Source organism: Acinetobacter sp. 797_lipA, assembly GCF_058243025.1.
The window spans coordinates 623,009-639,724 of the sequence record NZ_JBZAYQ010000001.1 but is presented as its reverse complement, the minus strand read 5'-3'; the positions used below and the strand labels follow the sequence as shown (position 1 = coordinate 639,724).

Here is a 16,716-nt window from a genome sequence, read left to right as displayed (position 1 = left end):
GGTTCACTTATTTCGCTCAATGTAAGGCAACGGCATAACTATTTCGCTCAATCTCAGCAAATTCATCTACACTAGAGTTTTCAATGTGAGATCGAATTTAGTGGAATATTTTGAGCAGAAGCAAGGTGGCGAAAAAACCATTTTAGTCAGTGTTGCCATCCATATTCTGGAAGACCTTGATGCAGAAGAATTTCGTTTGCTTGCTAAGTCGGCAGGTGCAGAAATTCTGGAGCATGTTCACGCTCAAAGATTCAAACCCGATGCTAAATATTTCATTGGTTCAGGCAAAGCAGAAGAAATTGCTGCTCGTGTTGAGGAGCTTGAAGCCACACTAGTGATTATAGACCATGCCCTGACGCCCAGTCAGGAACGTAATCTGAGTCGCATTATTAAGTGCCGTGTTATTGACCGTACACGCCTTATTCTAGATATCTTTGCACAACGTGCCCGTACCCATGAAGGGAAACTTCAAGTCGAATTGGCTCAATTGGATCACTTGTCTTCTCGACTGGTCGGTACAGGCATTAGCCTCGATAGCCAAAAAGGCGGGATTGGACTCCGTGGTCCAGGTGAAACACAACTCGAAACTGACCGTCGTTTACTCCGTGTCCGGGTTGGACAACTTAAAGATAAATTAGAAAAAGTCCGTCAGACCCGTATTCAAGGGCGTGCTGCACGTCAAAAAGCCGCGATTCCAACCGTTTCTTTGGTTGGTTATACCAATGCGGGCAAATCGACCCTGTTTAACACCCTTGCCAAATCTGATGTTTATGCCGCAGATCAATTATTTGCAACCTTAGATCCAACCTTAAGACGTTTGGAATGGGATGGTATTGGCCCGTTGGTCTTAGCCGACACGGTTGGTTTTGTGCGTAATCTTGCGCATGCTTTAGTGGAATCGTTTAAAGCGACGCTAGAGGAAACATTAGAAGCCAGTTTGCTGTTGCATGTGATTGACTCGAGCAGTCCTGACCATATGGAACAAATTGAAGCTGTTGAAAAAGTGCTCAAAGAAATTGGCGCAGATATTCCAATTCTACGGGTGTATAACAAGATCGATCAAAGTGGCGAACAAGCCAAAATCATTTACGCTGAACCAAATGTACCTGAGCGTGTCTATGTCTCAGCACATACAGGCGAAGGATTTGATCTACTACGCCAAGCGGTCCAAGAGTGCTTGATGGGCCAAATTCAAAATTTTGACGTCCTGCTCAAACCTGCCTATGGAAAATTGCGTAATCAACTGTACGCCCTAAATGTGATTCAATCTGAAAATTATGATGATGAGGGCAACCTACACCTACAAGTGTATATTGCGCCACATAAACTTGAACAATTGATCAAACAAGCACATTTACCGATTAATGAAATTTTAGGTTTGAAAGCAAAACAATTTCATCGTGAACTCGAAGAATTTGAAATCAAAAGCTAAATCGGTTAAAACGTGATAAGTAAAATTTTAATGACAGAACAAAATGGAATGGATAAAAACTGTTGATTGGAAAGCATGGATCGGCACGGTTGCCCTGATCATCATCTTTCGTGAAGCGGCCGTGTGGATCACTGGACGTTTTGGACATCCTGAACTGGGCAATTTAATTGGACTGATTAGTTTATTAATCGTCCTTTTGGGTTGGAGAAAATTTCATAAAATTCCAGCACGTTTGGTCGATACCAACAATAAAATCATGAAAGAAAGTGCCTTTGCTTTTCTACCTATCAGTGCAGGCTCCCTGCTGATGATGACGCATTTAGGCAGTGAAATCCCAATGTTTTTGGTGGTGCTATTTGTCAGCACACTAATTCCACTGTGGGTTTACGCAAAAATGTCTAAGAAATGGCTTTAGGAGTGTGCACATGATTCCCATTATTTTCGGTTTTTTCCTAACCCTCGTTGCCTACTTACTGGCAAAGCCACTCAACAAAAAACTGCCACAAATTCCCGTGATTGTTTTTGGCATGTGCTTTGTGATTGCCCTGCTGTTGTTTTTAAACATTCCGTATGAGCAATATATGGCACAGGTAAATCCAGTGTTTAACCATCTGCTCGGTTATGTGACGGTCGCATTAGCTATTCCATTGGCTGCTATGCGCTATGATGACCTCCCCCTCAAAGCAGTGGTGGGCATCTTAGTCTTTGCCAGTATCAGTGCGGTCGGACTGCCGATGGGACTGGCTTATCTATTACATTTGTCCGATCCTACCATTATGGCATTTGCCACACGCGCAGTCACAACGCCAATTGCGATTAACATTGCAACACTGCTGCAAGCCCCTGTGAGTCTGGCAATTTTAATCGTTATTTTATCCGGTGTGATTGGTGCTGCATTTTCACCACTGATCCTCAAACATATTAATGATGAACGAGCATCGGGCTTAGCGCTAGGTCTTGCAGCTCATGCCATCGGTACAGCTCAAGCATGGCAACGGGGAAGTATTGCTGGACGTTATGCAGCCTTTGGAATGGCTGTCAATGCGGTATTTACAGCAATCTGGTTACCGTTGTTTATTCTATACTTGCAAAAAATGTGATATGTTCCTCACATAAACAATTGTATTGTTTAAAAAATCGACTTAAGATGAGTTTGTCGTTGATTAAATGATAAAAGGATTTTGTTCATGAGCAAATTGACACTTGCAATCGCATTCGCTACAACCGTTATAGGTAGTACAGCTTTCGCTGAAGATATTAGCGGCACTTGGAAAAATATTGATGACAAAACTGGGTCGTCAAAAGCCATCCTTGAGATTCGCCAAGAATCAAATGGGACATATACCGCTAAGATCGTTAAAGTAACGCCTCGTCCGGGTTATACACCAAAAGAAACTTGTATTAATTGCCCTGCGCCGTATACCAATAAGCCTATTTTAGGCATGGATGTGATGAAAGGTTTGAAACACAGCGGTGATACCAATTACACGGGTGGAAAAATCATTGATCCACTGTCTGGTAATATTTATAGCTGTAAAGCAAAACTCAGTTCGAATGGCAAACGCTTAACCTTGCGAGGATACGTGGGCATATCTGCTCTAGGTCGTAGTCAAACGTGGATTCGAGAATAATCTAGGTTCTTATTACTGAACAGGCTTGGTCTACGCAATCACGTGATCAATTCATTTTAGATTTTGTAGACCACCACTGAGTCACTCATACATTGCATCAAACTTAGTCTGATTGTTTCAAATTCAATGAATAAAAGAGTTTCAGCTAAGCATGTATGATTTTTCAATTTTTAAAGGCAACTGCCTAACTCATATCTAAACACAAAACAGTTTGCCTTGTGCAAACTGTTTATTTTTCTGTGTCTTGGATATCTTTTTGTGAAACTATAGAGAACCTTATATGAAAAGTAAGTTTTTTATCGCGGGATTAACATTGTCCATGCTTTGCGGGGGAGCATTTGCACAGGACTTAACAGGGACATGGCAACAAATTGATGATAAGTCAGGCTCACCAAAAGCCATTATCGAAATTCGTAAAGAGTCAAATAATACTTACACTGGAAAAATTGTAAAAATTACACCACGCCCAGGTTATACACCAAAAGAAACTTGCGTGAATTGCCCTACGCCATATACCAACAAACCAATTTTGGGTATGGACATTATTAAAGGCTTAAAGCATGTCGACGGCACCAATAACTATGAAAAAGGTCGTGTGATTGATCCACTGTCTGGCAAACTTTATGATGCGAAAATGAAACTGAATGCCACAGGAAAGCGTCTTTCTCTACGTGCATACATCGGTGTTTCTGCTTTAGGTCGTAACCAAACCTGGTTAAGAATCGACTAAGAATAAAAAAGCCACGAACTTCGTGGCTTTTTTAATGCATGTGCTATTGAACTGGATTATCAACGGCAAATAAGGTCTCATCTTCTAAACGGTAAGCCATTAATTGATGCCCCCAAACACAACCGCCATCTACATTTTGAATCGAGTCTGAAATGGTTTTGCCTTGTAAAGCAGCCCAGTGACCAAACACAACTTTATGGGTTTGCGCTGCTTGTGAAGCAAATTCAAACCATGGTTTGAAGCCTTCAGGCATCGGGTCGTTGAGCGAGTCTTTAAAACTAAACTCCAAACGCCCAGCACTATCGGTTAAACGCATACGAGTCAAATAATTTACGATACAACGTAAACGCGCATGCCCCGTCAGTTCATCCGACCATAAGGTAGGCTCTTTGCCATACATTTCTTTTAAAAAGGCATCGACAACATCAAAATCATCCGCTGCAATGACCGCCTCAACTTCTGCGGCTAAAGCAGCAGTTTGTTCTGCTGTCCAATTGGTTGGAATGCCTGCATGCGTCAGAACCGTGGTTGCGTTCGGAAACACACACAAGGGTTGTTTACGTAGCCAATCAATCAAATCATCACTATCAATCGCATCAATCACATCACGAATGTTATCTTTGTCTTTAATTGCTTTAATGCCACGTGCAGCCGCCAGCAAAGTTAAATCATGATTTCCTAAAACTGTTGCAGCCGCATTACGCTCTACTAATTTTTTAATAAAGCGTAAAGCACCCAATGAGTTTTCACCACGAGCAACCAAATCCCCTGCAAACCAAATAAAATCTTGGTCAGGATCAAACTGAATAGTCTTTAGCAAGGCTTTTAGTGCTTCAAAACAACCCTGCACATCACCAATGACATAATTGTATCGAATCTCTGCACCTGTCACCTTAAGCCACCATTTGATCTGCTAATGCCACAAATTGAGCCAGTGTTAAAGTCTCTGGACGTGCCATCGGATCAACACCCGCTTGTTCAAAACCATCTTCAACCAACATGCCTTTTAAGCTATTACGCAAAGTTTTACGACGCTGAGTAAAGACGTGCGAGACCAAACGTGCCAAGGCTTTTTCATTTTTTGCCACAATAGGCTTAACCGCATATGGCTCTAAACGGAACACCGCAGAAGTCACTTTTGGTGGCGGGTTAAATGAACCCGGTGGTACTTCAAACAAGAACGTAGGTTTACAGAAATACTGAATCATCACCGACAAACGACCATATTCTTTGCTATTTGGAGAAGCAGTAATACGGTCAACCACTTCTTTTTGTAGCATAAAGTGCATGTCTTTAACTTTGTCACCAAACTCCAAGAGGTGAAACAAAAGTGGCGTTGAGATGTTATACGGCAAATTACCCACAACACGTAAAGGACGACCATCTTCAAATAAGTTGGTGAAGTCGTACTTCAGTGCATCGGTTTCAATAATGGTTAAACGTTCAGGATGTGGCACACGCCCTGGCAAACCTGCCGCCAAATCACGGTCTAATTCGACCACCGTAAGTGCGTCACACTCACCAATCAACGGAGAGGTTAAGGCTGCCAAACCCGGGCCAATTTCTACAATATTATCGCCCGAACGTGGTGCAACTGAACGTACAATCTTGGCAATCACACGTTGGTCATGTAAGAAGTTTTGCCCAAAACGCTTACGCGTATGGTGCCCTTCATCTTTAGGGTTTAAGGCATTAATTTGATACATAAAATTTTCCAACGTGAGTTAATCACTGAACATTAGTGACGAGCTAATTCTAACGCTAAATCAACAGCGACCTGTAAGCTTGAGCTTTTCGCAAGACCTGTGCCTGCGAGGGAGAGAGCTGTGCCATGATCAACTGAGGTACGAATAAACGGCAAGCCCAAAGTAATATTAATGGCTTCACCAAACCCTTGCGATTTTAACACAGGTAAGCCCTGATCGTGATACATCGCCAAAACAGCATCGGCATCTTTTAAGTTTTCTGGGGTAAATAAAGTGTCGGCAGGTAGGCTCAGGCTCATATTTATGCCTTGAGCACGGTAGCTTTCCAGCACAGGGTTAATCACCTCAATTTCCTCCATACCCAAATAACCATCCTCCCCTGCATGTGGGTTTAGGCCACACACTAAAATGTGCGGATGCTCTTTTTTGAATTTGCTTTTTAAGTCCTGAATTAAAATATCAAGCACTTGATGCAGTCGCTCTTTAGTAATCGCATCAGCTACAGCTCTTAAGGGCAAATGTGTAGTCGCCAGCGCAACACGCAAGGTCTTGGTTGCGAGCATCATCACCACACGTTCAACACCAGCAAATTCTTGGTAGTATTCGGTATGTCCACTAAAGTGAATCCCAGCATCATTGATGACTGACTTTTGTACAGGTGCAGTTGCAACACCTACACTTTTACCGGACATAGCATAATCGGCCGAACGTCGTAGCTGCTCTAAGACATAAGGCGCATTTTCAGGATTGAGCTCACCCATTACAACAGCTTTGCTTAAAGGCACATGCTCAACATAAAGTTGACCCTGAGTTGATGATGCTTCTTGCCCTGAATATTCAATCAGTTCAATGTCCAATCCCAAACATGCTGCACGTGTACGTAGCAAGTTAATATCACCAAGGACCACGATCGGACGCTCATCTATACGAGCAGCAAGGCTTAAACAAATATCTGGACCAATCCCAGCAGGTTCACCACTGGTGACATATAAAGGCAGCATGATCAACTCAAGTAAAATGCGTTTTGACTATTATACAACGTCTCACCCAGTATCTCCGCATTCACCGCACTCAACTTGAACCTATTCTTTTATATTTAAATCCTCACTTATCCTGTTTTCACATTCCATCGACTTTCAAAGAAAAAATAAAGCCTCAAACATATAAAACATGAGCAAAGAAATTGCGAGTCGTAACTCCTGTACTATCCGTTATTTTAAAATGGTTCTATGGTCATGATCCCGTATTTCATTCAGTGAAGTCATAAAGTTCAATATCACTGTTCCCCATTTTTTTAAAGTTTGAATTCTTTTGTGGTTTTTTAAAAAGAATAAACTTTGATCTCTTCCTTTATGCAGGGAAATACCTTAAAATACGGCTCTTGAAATTTTATATTTTCATTTGTGATTCTGAGCAACTTCGTTTAGAATCGCGTCTCCTTTTGTTTGGACAGATTCCATAGTCCAAACCAACTATAATAGGTAGTGGTTTAATGAAAACTCTCAGCGCTAAGCCTGCTGAAGTTCAACACGACTGGTACGTTGTTGATGCTTCTGGCAAAACTTTAGGTCGCCTTGCGACTGAAATCGCTCGTCGTCTACGTGGTAAGCACAAGACTTCTTATACTCCTCACGTTGACACTGGCGATTATATCGTTGTAATCAATGCTGAAGAAATTCAAGTGACTGGTAAAAAAGCACTTGATAAAAAATACTATCGCCACACTGGCTTCCCTGGTGGTATCCGTGAGACTAACTTTGAAAAGTTAATCGCTCACAAACCTGAAGCAGTTTTAGAAAAAGCTGTTAAAGGTATGTTACCAAAAGGTCCTCTTGGTTATGCAATGATCAAGAAAATGAAAGTGTATGCAGGTACAGAGCATCCACACGCTGCTCAACAGCCACAAGTTTTGGACATCTAAGGGATACAGCACATGGCTACTAATTATGGTACAGGTCGCCGTAAGACCGCAACTGCACGTGTTTTCTTGTCAGCTGGTACAGGCAAGCTCGTAATTAACAACCGTACTCTTGAGCAATACTTCGGTCGTGAAACTGCTCGTATGGTTGTTCGTCAACCTTTAGAGCTTCTTGAAGTTACTGAAAAGTATGACCTTTACATCACTGTTGCTGGTGGTGGTATCGGTGGTCAAGCTGGCGCTATCCGTCACGGTATTACTCGTGCGTTGATCGCTTCTGACGAAACACTTAAACCTGCTCTTCGTCAAGCTGGTTTCGTTACTCGTGATGCTCGTGAAGTTGAACGTAAGAAACTTGGTTTACGTAAAGCTCGTAAACGTCCTCAATTCTCTAAACGTTAATTCGTTTACCGAATCGGACAAAAAACCTCGGAATTTTCCGAGGTTTTTTTATACTATATTTTTCTTCAAAATTATTTACTTACGTTTAAATAGATCGATTAAATTCTAGTTTTAGATGTTATTTTACCGACCTCTCTTTGAGCAGTCCATTGTCGCATCAGCAGCACCATCCATACTAATCTGTTCGGTAACGATGCAATCATTTTCTTGATATGTATGTACTTCTTTAGAATTAGAGAATTGATGATCTTTGGGAAGTGGTGCATTACACGGCTCGTCGGTTTTCTCATCGACCATTTTCACAGGCCCACCATTATAAACAGTGACCTTACAGCCTTTTACTGTATATTCTTGCTGAATGCCGCCATACATCTCATCCTCAGATACAGAAGTAGCAACATCACAGGCTTCATCGGCAATACAAGCTGCATATTCAGCAGTCTGCTGCGCTACATCTACTTGATCGGCTGCATCTTGATTTTGAGCATAACTATTTGAGATAGAAGTCATTAATATAATAACTGCGATCAATTGGGTGATTCTGAGCATAAGCTGCATGGTTCTATCCTTATTTTTCATTTATTCCAAGTTGTTCGATTGTATAAGCATATTAAAGTTAAGATGATTTTATTGGCTATTTTTAGTATTCTAACCGATTCACTTCACCTAGTTTCTTGAAATATGTCTGTCGAAACTACTCCGCTTCAAGGAATTACGCTGTATAGCCATGCAGATGATTTTCGCTCCCATTGGATTCGTTATGTACTTGCAGAGAAGCAAATCAAATACCATTTGGTTTTAAGTGATGCCGATGATGAAGATCTCGCCAGCTTAAACCCTTATAATCAGCTGCCGATGTTGATTGAAAATGATTTAAAACTATTTAATGCCAATATCATCTCCGAGTATTTAGACGATCGTTATCGTCAAAACAAGCTCTATGCCGACGCGCCTATGCCTCGTGCGGAACAGCGTCAGTATATTTGGCGCTTTGAACAAGATTGGTTAAAACTTGCCGATATGATGCTACGCCATCCAGATACACTCGATGAACAAGCAAAACTGCAAGCACAAAAAAAACTGAAAGATACACTCATTTCCCTAACACCATTGTTCCAGCATTTCCCCTATTTCATGTCGGAAAGCTTTAGTATTTTAGATTGCATGCTTGCGCCTATCTTTCTACGCTTAAACAGCATGGGCGTGCATTTACCCAAACAGCAATGCCGCCCAATCTATTTATATTGTCAACGTATTTTTAGTCGTCCTGCATTTTTAAAGTCTTTAACTTTGCAGGAGAACAACCATTATCAATCTGAATTTAAACAGCCGTAGAGAATATTATGTCTGATCAAGAATTAAACCTTACGCCGACTCGTCCATATTTAGCTCGCGCCATTTATGAATGGATTTGTGATAACCAACTAACACCGCATTTATTGGTCGATGCAACCCAACCAAATACCCTCGTTCCTGAACAGTTTATTCAAGATGGCCAAATTGTCTTAAACATCGTCCCTCATGCCGTACATGCGCTACATATGAGCAACGATGCGATTACCTTCTCTGCACGTTTTGGTGGGGTATCTCGTGATATTTATGTCCCACTTAATGCCGTGATTGGCATTTATGCCCGTGAAAATGGACAAGGCTTATTCTTCGATCCAAGTGAGTATGACAATCATACCCAAAGTGAGCAAAATGCTTTAAAATCAGACAATGAAGAAAAAACTGAACCCGCTAAGAAAAAACCAAGTTTAAGGTTATTAGATTAATAAAATGGAGTAATTATATGGCTTTTGATTTAGTACAATATTTTGCAGAGCAGATTAAAATTCAAAAGCCTGAGCTTCTGAGTCAATATTCAGATGAGGAGCGACTTCAATATCTATCTGAGGCCAACACTCTCTCGCTTGGAAAACTCATCACCTTGATGCGTCAAGATGGCACCAAGCTCTATCAAGAGATTCAAACTCAAGATCACCTCTATATTCAAGAACTTGCAAGGCATCTCACCACGTCTCCGCAAAATGAATCACAGTTAGCAAAGGCAGACTTAGAGCACAGCCTAACCAGCATGTTGAGCCTGCAGTTTGCTGAACTCAAACAACTTGATGTCACGGGAAACTTTGGCGAACATGGAATACGCGAGTTGCTTGTCGGTCAAATCGAGCACCTCTCTGGTCTGGCTGATGACTGGGTTTGGACAACAAGTGAGCTAACAGAGCTGATTGGCTCTAAACCAAAGCCTGAAGAAGAGCTATCATTAGAAGAGACGATGAAGGAGTTTAATCAAATGGTAAATCAACACGCAACAGACCACTCAGATCAGCTACACACACAGGTAGCAGAGCAAAATCCAACGCCAACATGGGCAAAACTGATTGAGCCTGCTGTCGCTATCGCGATTTTATGGGGACTTTATTGCGCAGCAAGTCAAATGTTTGTCTAATCTCCAAGGGATGCACTCATTTTGCGCATCCCTTTATTTTTTAATGAAAAATAATTATATGTTTCATCTTTAAAAATCAAAAAAATCGATTTCTTTTTATTTTTATTTGTCCAAATGGTAAAAGTTACATTTTGTTACAATAGCAAATAAATTAAACACTTTTTCAAATAACAATAAACTTTCTCACACTCCTTTTTAAAATACGCAAACTTAATCACAGAATCTGTAGCAAAAACTGACTAAAAGCCTCGGGTTTAATCGTATATTTATTCATCTTTTTTTTTGTTACATTTATTTATATTGATAATTTTTTCACTCCGTCCATATAATTAAATCGACTTGTGAAACAACAAGTTAAAAGGATTTCAAAACTCATAAAATTAAAGAGAAAAACTATGGCTAAAGTGTCATTGGAAGCATTAGCAAATATCGATGGATTCTATGCAGCAGCATTGGTCGATGGGGAAAGCGGCTTGGCCCTAGCAACTCAAGGCGGTGGAAGCATCGATTTAGAACTCGCGGCTGCAGGTAATAGTGAAGTCGTTCGCTCAAAACGACGTGTTGCACAAGCATTGAACTTGAATGACACCATCGAAGATATTTTAATTACGCTGGGTAAGTAGTATCACCTTATTCGTCCTTTAGAAGGCAATGACAAAATTTTCTTATATCTTGTCCTTGAACGCTCTAAAGCAAATCTTGCCATGGCTCGCCATGAACTCAAAGGATATGAAAAAGGCCTAGATTTTTCTTAATTTGAATTGCCCCTTTCTCATCCTTTTGGGAAAGGGGTTGTATGCGTTGTCCTCTTCAACCTAATTAAATTAAAGAAACACTATGAATAAGCAATATATTAATATTGCGATTACCGGCCTGAGTTCAAACCATTCTGACGAACGTAAAACACAGCTACGTAATCTCATTCCTTAAGAGTATCAAATTAACTGGAGCTCCGCTGCTGACCCAACTATTGATTGTTTATTTATCCATGAAAGTTTTTATGAAACCGAAGGGATCCAAAAGATCATTCGAAGTCGTCAGTTCCCATGGCTAAAAATTTCTAAGCAAAACTATAACGAAAACCGACTCCACGAAAACATACTTTCTTTACCAATTACACATCTTGAAAGCTTCTCGAATTGGATTATTCAACATCTACTACATCCCTCTTTTAACAATCAACAAATCCTTCCTATCGAAACTCAGAATAAAAAAACACCCTATAAATTAGAATATTTCAGCAAAATGCTGGATACCGAACGCAACTCAAAGCTACATCTTTTTGATACTTTGGGCACCATTGCCATTATTGATATTCAGAAAAATATCGCTTGGCTCAATATAGAACGAGAACAAACCTTTACAGATTCTGGTTTTGATTATGACATTGCCAGCACCAGTAACTTCATGAAAGTCTCACGTAAGCAACCCCATATACTTAGCGACTGGTTATGGCAGTTTTTTTGGGACTCACCCATATTTTTGAAAGAAATTGCACCTGAAGATGGGCACTTTAAGATCCATATGTGGCCTAAGCCAGCAAGCAATGTGGACAGGAAAACTATTTTTCAACTTTCCAGCTGCTTTATTCAAGGTGGTAAAGTTTCAAAAATTGCAACGCAGTTGAACCTGCCTATTGAAACTGTGCAGCGCTTTATTGCAGCCAATATCGCGACCCATAATCTCTCAAAAATCAATATTTGGGATAAACACTTTAACCCACCAGAAATGCCTCAAGTTACAGAAGAAGCAGGATTAATTAAAAGCTTTTTTGGAAAACTAAGAAAAAAACTAGGCATATAGGATAATAATATGATTTTACAACGCTTTAAAATTGTTTTTGCTGGTGGTATGGGCGCGGGTAAGACAGAGGCGATTCGATCACTCTCAGAGATTCCTGTACTGCAAACGGAGGCTTTCAACACAGATGCACAGAGCCATACCAAATTGGAAACTACTGTTGGTATTGATTATGGTGAAATCACGCTTGATGAAAACCTGACCATTGGGCTATATGGTACACCTGGGCAAAGCCGCTTCGACTTTATTTGGTCTGCCATTACTAAAGGTGCTATTGGTGCTGTAATTTTGATTGACCATCATTCAGACAACCCTATTCAAGAATTAGAAAGTTATCTGGAAACCTTTCAAAACTTTACCTACAATATTGCGATCGGTATTACACATACCGATCTTCTTTCTGAGTCAACCAAATCAACCACTATCTATAAAGACTGGTTATTACAAAATGATCTCTTTTCTCCACTCTTCTTTATCGATGCAAGGAAGAAAGATGACGTTTTGTTATTATTAGAAGCGCTTATTACATCCATTGAGATCAACTCAAATATTGCCAATTAACCCTTAACGAGGTTCTATATGTTTACTTTAGCGCAAAGCCGCACAGCACCAAAAGAGTTAATTGATTTTGCAAAGAATGAGATCCAAGATGTTCTCATGAATGTTCGCAGTGTCAATTAGGTCATGCTGTGTAGCACAGATGGCTTCGAGTTAGCCCATGTTTATAAGAGAGATGGTTATAACAGTACTAAGCTTGCAGCAGTTAGTAGCTCGATTTTAGCTATGGTTGCGGCCTTTATGAATGAAATTCATCTCGAAGGTTGTCAATCAATTACTTTGGATGCAGACAATGGTAAAGCCATTTTAACCTCGATCCCTTCTTCAAATCATCCAATGATTATCGTAACCTTGACTGAAAAAGATGTACTCTTAGGACAGCTACTCTATACCCTAAAAAATGCCAGCAGTCGAATCATGCAATACTGATCCATCTGATAAAAATATAAACAAATTTAGTTTTTAATAGCAACTAAACCTATTAAATATTAACGGCTATTTTTAGCTAATATTCTTCTTGTCTCTCATTTATTATTTAATATATTCAGCATAAAAAAATCCCCCTCTGCTTTAAGCGGAGGGGGATTTAGAATTAATGAGCTGGCGATGACTTACTCTCACATGGATAACTCCACACTACCATCAGCGCTAAGAGGTTTCACTTCTGAGTTCGGGAAGGGATCAGGTGGTTCACTCTTGCTATTGTCGCCAGCACAACTGTTATGGACTTGTTCGGGTCTTATTTCAACTGTACTTACAGTCTATGCCTTACTTCGTTCCAAATAGAATACATTAACAGGTATATCTGAGTTTCTTGCGATAATCTAAAGCAGTGCTTTATCTTATCTCATTGCGCATTGTACTTAGCTTTATAACTAAATCAAGTTGTTTGCAGTGATTTGAACCACAACACCAACTGTTTGGGTGTTGTATAGTCAAGCCTCACGAGCAATTAGTATTGGTCAGCTTCACATATCACTATGCTTCCACATCCAACCTATCAACGTCGTAGTCTTCAACGGCTCTTTAGAGGACATAAAGTCCTAGGGAAATCTTATCTTGAGGTAGGCTTCCCGCTTAGATGCTTTCAGCGGTTATCCCTTCCGAACATAGCTACCCGGCGATGCGACTGGCGTCACAACCGGTACACCAGAGGTTCGTCCACTCTGGTCCTCTCGTACTAGGAGCAGATCCTCTCAAATTTCCAACGCCCACGGTAGATAGGGACCGAACTGTCTCACGACGTTCTAAACCCAGCTCGCGTACCTCTTTAAATGGCGAACAGCCATACCCTTGGGACCTGCTTCAGCCCCAGGATGAGATGAGCCGACATCGAGGTGCCAAACACCGCCGTCGATATGAACTCTTGGGCGGTATCAGCCTGTTATCCCCAGAGTACCTTTTATCCGTTGAGCGATGGCCCTTCCATACAGAACCACCGGATCACTAAGACCTACTTTCGTACCTGCTCGACTTGTGGGTCTCGCAGTTAAGCGCGCTTTTGCCTTTATACTCTACGCGTGATTTCCGACCACGCTGAGCGCACCTTCGTACTCCTCCGTTACTCTTTAGGAGGAGACCGCCCCAGTCAAACTACCCACCAGACATGGTCCTCGTCCCGGATAACGGGACAGAGTTAGAACCTCAATATTACCAGGGTGGTATTTCAAGATTGGCTCCACCGAAACTAGCGTCTCGGTTTCAAAGCCTCCCACCTATCCTACACAAGTAAGATCAAAGTTCAATGTCAAGCTGCAGTAAAGGTTCACGGGGTCTTTCCGTCTAGCCGCGGGTACACCGCATCTTCACGGCGAATTCGATTTCACTGAGTCTCTGCTGGAGACAGCGCCCCCATCATTATGCCATTCGTGCAGGTCGGAACTTACCCGACAAGGAATTTCGCTACCTTAGGACCGTTATAGTTACGGCCGCCGTTTACTGGGGCTTCGATCAAGAGCTTCGCTTACGCTAACCCCATCAATTAACCTTCCAGCACCGGGCAGGCATCACACCCTATACGTCCACTTTCGTGTTTGCAGAGTGCTATGTTTTTAATAAACAGTTGCAGGGGCCTGGTTTCTGTGGCTGCCAATAGCTCAAGGAGTAAATCCTATCACCGTCGGCAGCGTACCTTCTCCCGAAGTTACGGTACCATTTTGCCTAGTTCCTTCAGCAGAGTTCTCTCAAGCGCTTTGGTCTACTCGACCTGACCACCTGTGTCGGTTTCGGGTACGATTCCTATGTAACTGAAGCTTAGAGACTTTTCCTGGAAGCATGGTATCAGCCACTTCACTGTACAAGTACAGCTTGCTATCAGTTCTCAGCATACAGTACCCCGGATTTGCCTAAGATACATGCCTACAACCTTCCACCTGGACAACCAACGCCAGGCTGACTTAACCTTCTCCGTCCTCTCATCGCATTACATAGAAGTATTGGAATATTAACCAATTTCCCATCGACTACGCCTCTCGGCCTCGCCTTAGGGGTCGACTCACCCAGCCCCGATTAACGTTGGACTGGAACCCTTGGTCTTTCAGCGTGCGAGTTTTTCACTCGCATTGTCGTTACTCACGTCAGCATTCGCACTTCTGATACCTCCAGCATACTTCTCAATACACCTTCATCGGCTTACAGAACGCTCCCCTACCACTTGCAATAAATTGCAAATCCGCAGCTTCGGCATATAGTTTTAGCCCCGTTACATCTTCCGCGCAGGCCGACTCGACTAGTGAGCTATTACGCTTTCTTTAAAGGGTGGCTGCTTCTAAGCCAACCTCCTAGCTGTCTATGCCTTCCCACATCGTTTCCCACTTAACTATAATTTTGGGGCCTTAGCTGGCGGTCTGGATTGTTTTCCTCTTGACTACGGACGTTAGCACCCGCAGTCTGTCTCCCGGATAGTACTCATTGGTATTCGGAGTTTGCATCGGTTTGGTAAGTCGGGATGACCCCCTAGCCGAAACAGTGCTCTACCCCCAATGGTATTCGTCCGAGGCGCTACCTAAATAGCTTTCGGGGAGAACCAGCTATCACCGAGTTTGATTAGCCTTTCACCCCTATCCACAAGTCATCCCCTGGCTTTTCAACGACAGTGGGTTCGGTCCTCCAGTTAGTGTTACCCAACCTTCAACCTGCTCATGGATAGATCACCCGGTTTCGGGTCTACACCCAGCAACTAAACGCCCTATTAAGACTCGATTTCTCTACGGCTCCCCTATGCGGTTAACCTTGCTACTGAATGTAAGTCGCTGACCCATTATACAAAAGGTACGCAGTCACCGAACAAGTCGGCTCCCACTGCTTGTATGCATGCGGTTTCAGGATCTATTTCACTCCCCTCACAGGGGTTCTTTTCGCCTTTCCCTCACGGTACTGGTTCACTATCGGTCAGTCAGGAGTATTTAGCCTTGGAGGATGGTCCCCCCATATTCAGACAAGGTTTCACGTGCCCCGCCCTACTCGACATCATCATATAAGCCCTTTCGTGTACAGGACTATCACCCACTATGGTTGCACTTCCCAGAGCATTCCACTAGAACTTATATGACTTAATGGGCTTTTCCCCGTTCGCTCGCCGCTACTGAGGGAATCTCAATTGATTTCTTTTCCTAAGGGTACTGAGATGTTTCACTTCCCCTCGTTCGCCTCGTATGACTATGTATTCATCATACGATACCTGCCTTATGACAGGTGGGTTTCCCCATTCAGAAATCTCCGGATCACAGGATATTTGCCGCCTCCCCGGAGCTTATCGCAGGCTATTACGTCTTTCATCGCCTCTGACTGCCAAGGCATCCACCACATGCACTTAATTACTTGACTATACAACCCCAAACAGTCGTTAATCCCTACAAGTAGGATTAAGACAGTCTATGATGATTTCTCATCACTTCCTTACAGTTTGTTGTTCTGTGTACTTAAACACTGTACAGCTTCAATTCAATTCACATACCAAAACGCTTGATTCAGTTAATTTCGCTAGTAACTCATTTCTTCAATCTTCATCAATCAGTAATAAATCACTGTTAATGTCGATCTTAAAAACGAGTATGAACAAATTATTTCAACTCAAATATATTCTGTT

At 41.9% G+C, this 16,716-nt stretch carries 16 protein-coding genes, 2 rRNA genes and 2 pseudogenes; 14 read left to right on the top strand and 6 right to left on the bottom strand.

Annotated elements, in window-relative coordinates; translation table 11 throughout:
* Positions 1-100: 100 nt before the first annotated feature.
* From hflX to AC4CU2_RS03090, 5 genes are all read left to right on the top strand, one after another.
* Entirely contained in the window at positions 101-1,432 is a 1,332-nt protein-coding gene (gene hflX, locus AC4CU2_RS03110; RefSeq protein ID WP_004695107.1) for a ribosome rescue GTPase HflX, read from the top strand.
* A gap of 43 nt (positions 1,433-1,475) precedes the next feature.
* On the top strand, positions 1,476-1,847 hold the full coding sequence (locus tag AC4CU2_RS03105) for a hypothetical protein (protein ID WP_004695106.1): 372 nt from the start codon (positions 1,476-1,478) through the stop codon (positions 1,845-1,847).
* A 10-nt stretch (positions 1,848-1,857) separates the two neighbouring features.
* Positions 1,858-2,532 (top strand): LrgB family protein, encoded by a 675-nt coding sequence (locus AC4CU2_RS03100; protein WP_201702537.1) that lies wholly within the window; start codon positions 1,858-1,860, stop codon positions 2,530-2,532.
* Between the two features lie 87 nt (positions 2,533-2,619).
* Positions 2,620-3,063, top strand: coding sequence for a DUF2147 domain-containing protein (locus tag AC4CU2_RS03095; RefSeq protein ID WP_058870235.1), 444 nt, complete (start codon positions 2,620-2,622; stop codon positions 3,061-3,063).
* A 280-nt stretch (positions 3,064-3,343) separates the two neighbouring features.
* Positions 3,344-3,793 carry a DUF2147 domain-containing protein gene (locus tag AC4CU2_RS03090; protein WP_004695101.1) on the top strand — a complete coding sequence of 150 codons (450 nt, stop codon included), beginning with the start codon at positions 3,344-3,346 and terminating at the stop codon, positions 3,791-3,793.
* A gap of 43 nt (positions 3,794-3,836) precedes the next feature.
* Here AC4CU2_RS03090 and AC4CU2_RS03085 read toward each other — a convergent pair whose 3' ends face one another.
* From AC4CU2_RS03085 to pdxA, 3 genes are read right to left on the bottom strand one after another with little or no spacing between them, the layout of a single operon-like run.
* A complete protein-coding gene (locus AC4CU2_RS03085; RefSeq protein ID WP_160362178.1) occupies positions 3,837-4,685 on the bottom strand; it encodes a symmetrical bis(5'-nucleosyl)-tetraphosphatase in 849 nt (282 codons plus the stop codon).
* A gap of 1 nt (position 4,686) precedes the next feature.
* A complete protein-coding gene (gene rsmA / locus AC4CU2_RS03080) occupies positions 4,687-5,499 on the bottom strand; it encodes a 16S rRNA (adenine(1518)-N(6)/adenine(1519)-N(6))-dimethyltransferase RsmA (RefSeq protein ID WP_004695098.1) in 813 nt (270 codons plus the stop codon).
* 32 nt (positions 5,500-5,531) lie between these two features.
* Positions 5,532-6,500 (bottom strand): 4-hydroxythreonine-4-phosphate dehydrogenase PdxA, encoded by a 969-nt coding sequence (pdxA, locus tag AC4CU2_RS03075; protein ID WP_078426773.1) that lies wholly within the window; start codon positions 6,498-6,500, stop codon positions 5,532-5,534.
* Positions 6,501-6,991: 491 nt separating this feature from the next.
* On the opposite strand from pdxA, the gene rplM reads away from it, so the two are divergent.
* Positions 6,992-7,420: a 50S ribosomal protein L13 gene (gene rplM / locus AC4CU2_RS03070; RefSeq protein WP_004695096.1), complete on the top strand. Its 429-nt coding sequence runs from the start codon at positions 6,992-6,994 to the stop codon at positions 7,418-7,420.
* Between the two features lie 12 nt (positions 7,421-7,432).
* The gene (gene rpsI, locus AC4CU2_RS03065) at positions 7,433-7,819 is read left to right on the top strand and encodes a 30S ribosomal protein S9 (protein WP_004695095.1); all 387 of its coding nucleotides are present in this window, start codon (positions 7,433-7,435) and stop codon (positions 7,817-7,819) included.
* A gap of 123 nt (positions 7,820-7,942) precedes the next feature.
* Here the strand turns inward: rpsI and AC4CU2_RS03060 are convergent, their stop codons facing one another.
* Positions 7,943-8,377 carry a hypothetical protein gene (locus tag AC4CU2_RS03060; protein ID WP_490768262.1) on the bottom strand — a complete coding sequence of 145 codons (435 nt, stop codon included), beginning with the start codon at positions 8,375-8,377 and terminating at the stop codon, positions 7,943-7,945.
* Between the two features lie 123 nt (positions 8,378-8,500).
* Here AC4CU2_RS03060 and AC4CU2_RS03055 point away from each other — a divergent pair, with 123 nt between their 5' ends.
* From AC4CU2_RS03055 to AC4CU2_RS03025, 7 genes and pseudogenes are all read left to right on the top strand, one after another.
* Complete coding sequence (locus AC4CU2_RS03055) at positions 8,501-9,154, top strand: glutathione S-transferase N-terminal domain-containing protein (protein ID WP_490768261.1); 654 nt, start codon at positions 8,501-8,503, stop codon at positions 9,152-9,154.
* 8 nt (positions 9,155-9,162) lie between these two features.
* Positions 9,163-9,594 carry a ClpXP protease specificity-enhancing factor gene (locus AC4CU2_RS03050; RefSeq protein ID WP_005400226.1) on the top strand — a complete coding sequence of 144 codons (432 nt, stop codon included), beginning with the start codon at positions 9,163-9,165 and terminating at the stop codon, positions 9,592-9,594.
* A gap of 17 nt (positions 9,595-9,611) precedes the next feature.
* On the top strand, positions 9,612-10,271 hold the full coding sequence (locus tag AC4CU2_RS03045) for a hypothetical protein (protein ID WP_490768260.1): 660 nt from the start codon (positions 9,612-9,614) through the stop codon (positions 10,269-10,271).
* A gap of 395 nt (positions 10,272-10,666) precedes the next feature.
* Positions 10,667-11,026, top strand: a pseudogene (locus tag AC4CU2_RS03040) (roadblock/LC7 domain-containing protein).
* 490 nt (positions 11,027-11,516) lie between these two features.
* Positions 11,517-12,074 (top strand): hypothetical protein, encoded by a 558-nt coding sequence (locus AC4CU2_RS03035; protein ID WP_227509230.1) that lies wholly within the window; start codon positions 11,517-11,519, stop codon positions 12,072-12,074.
* A 9-nt stretch (positions 12,075-12,083) separates the two neighbouring features.
* Positions 12,084-12,632 carry a GTP-binding protein gene (locus AC4CU2_RS03030; protein WP_490768259.1) on the top strand — a complete coding sequence of 183 codons (549 nt, stop codon included), beginning with the start codon at positions 12,084-12,086 and terminating at the stop codon, positions 12,630-12,632.
* A gap of 18 nt (positions 12,633-12,650) precedes the next feature.
* Positions 12,651-13,058, top strand: a pseudogene (locus AC4CU2_RS03025) (roadblock/LC7 domain-containing protein).
* Positions 13,059-13,227: 169 nt separating this feature from the next.
* Here the strand turns inward: AC4CU2_RS03025 and rrf are convergent.
* Positions 13,228-13,342: ribosomal RNA gene (gene rrf, locus AC4CU2_RS03020) — 5S ribosomal RNA — on the bottom strand.
* A 218-nt stretch (positions 13,343-13,560) separates the two neighbouring features.
* A 23S ribosomal RNA gene (locus AC4CU2_RS03015) occupies positions 13,561-16,454 on the bottom strand.
* Positions 16,455-16,716 lie beyond the last annotated feature (262 nt).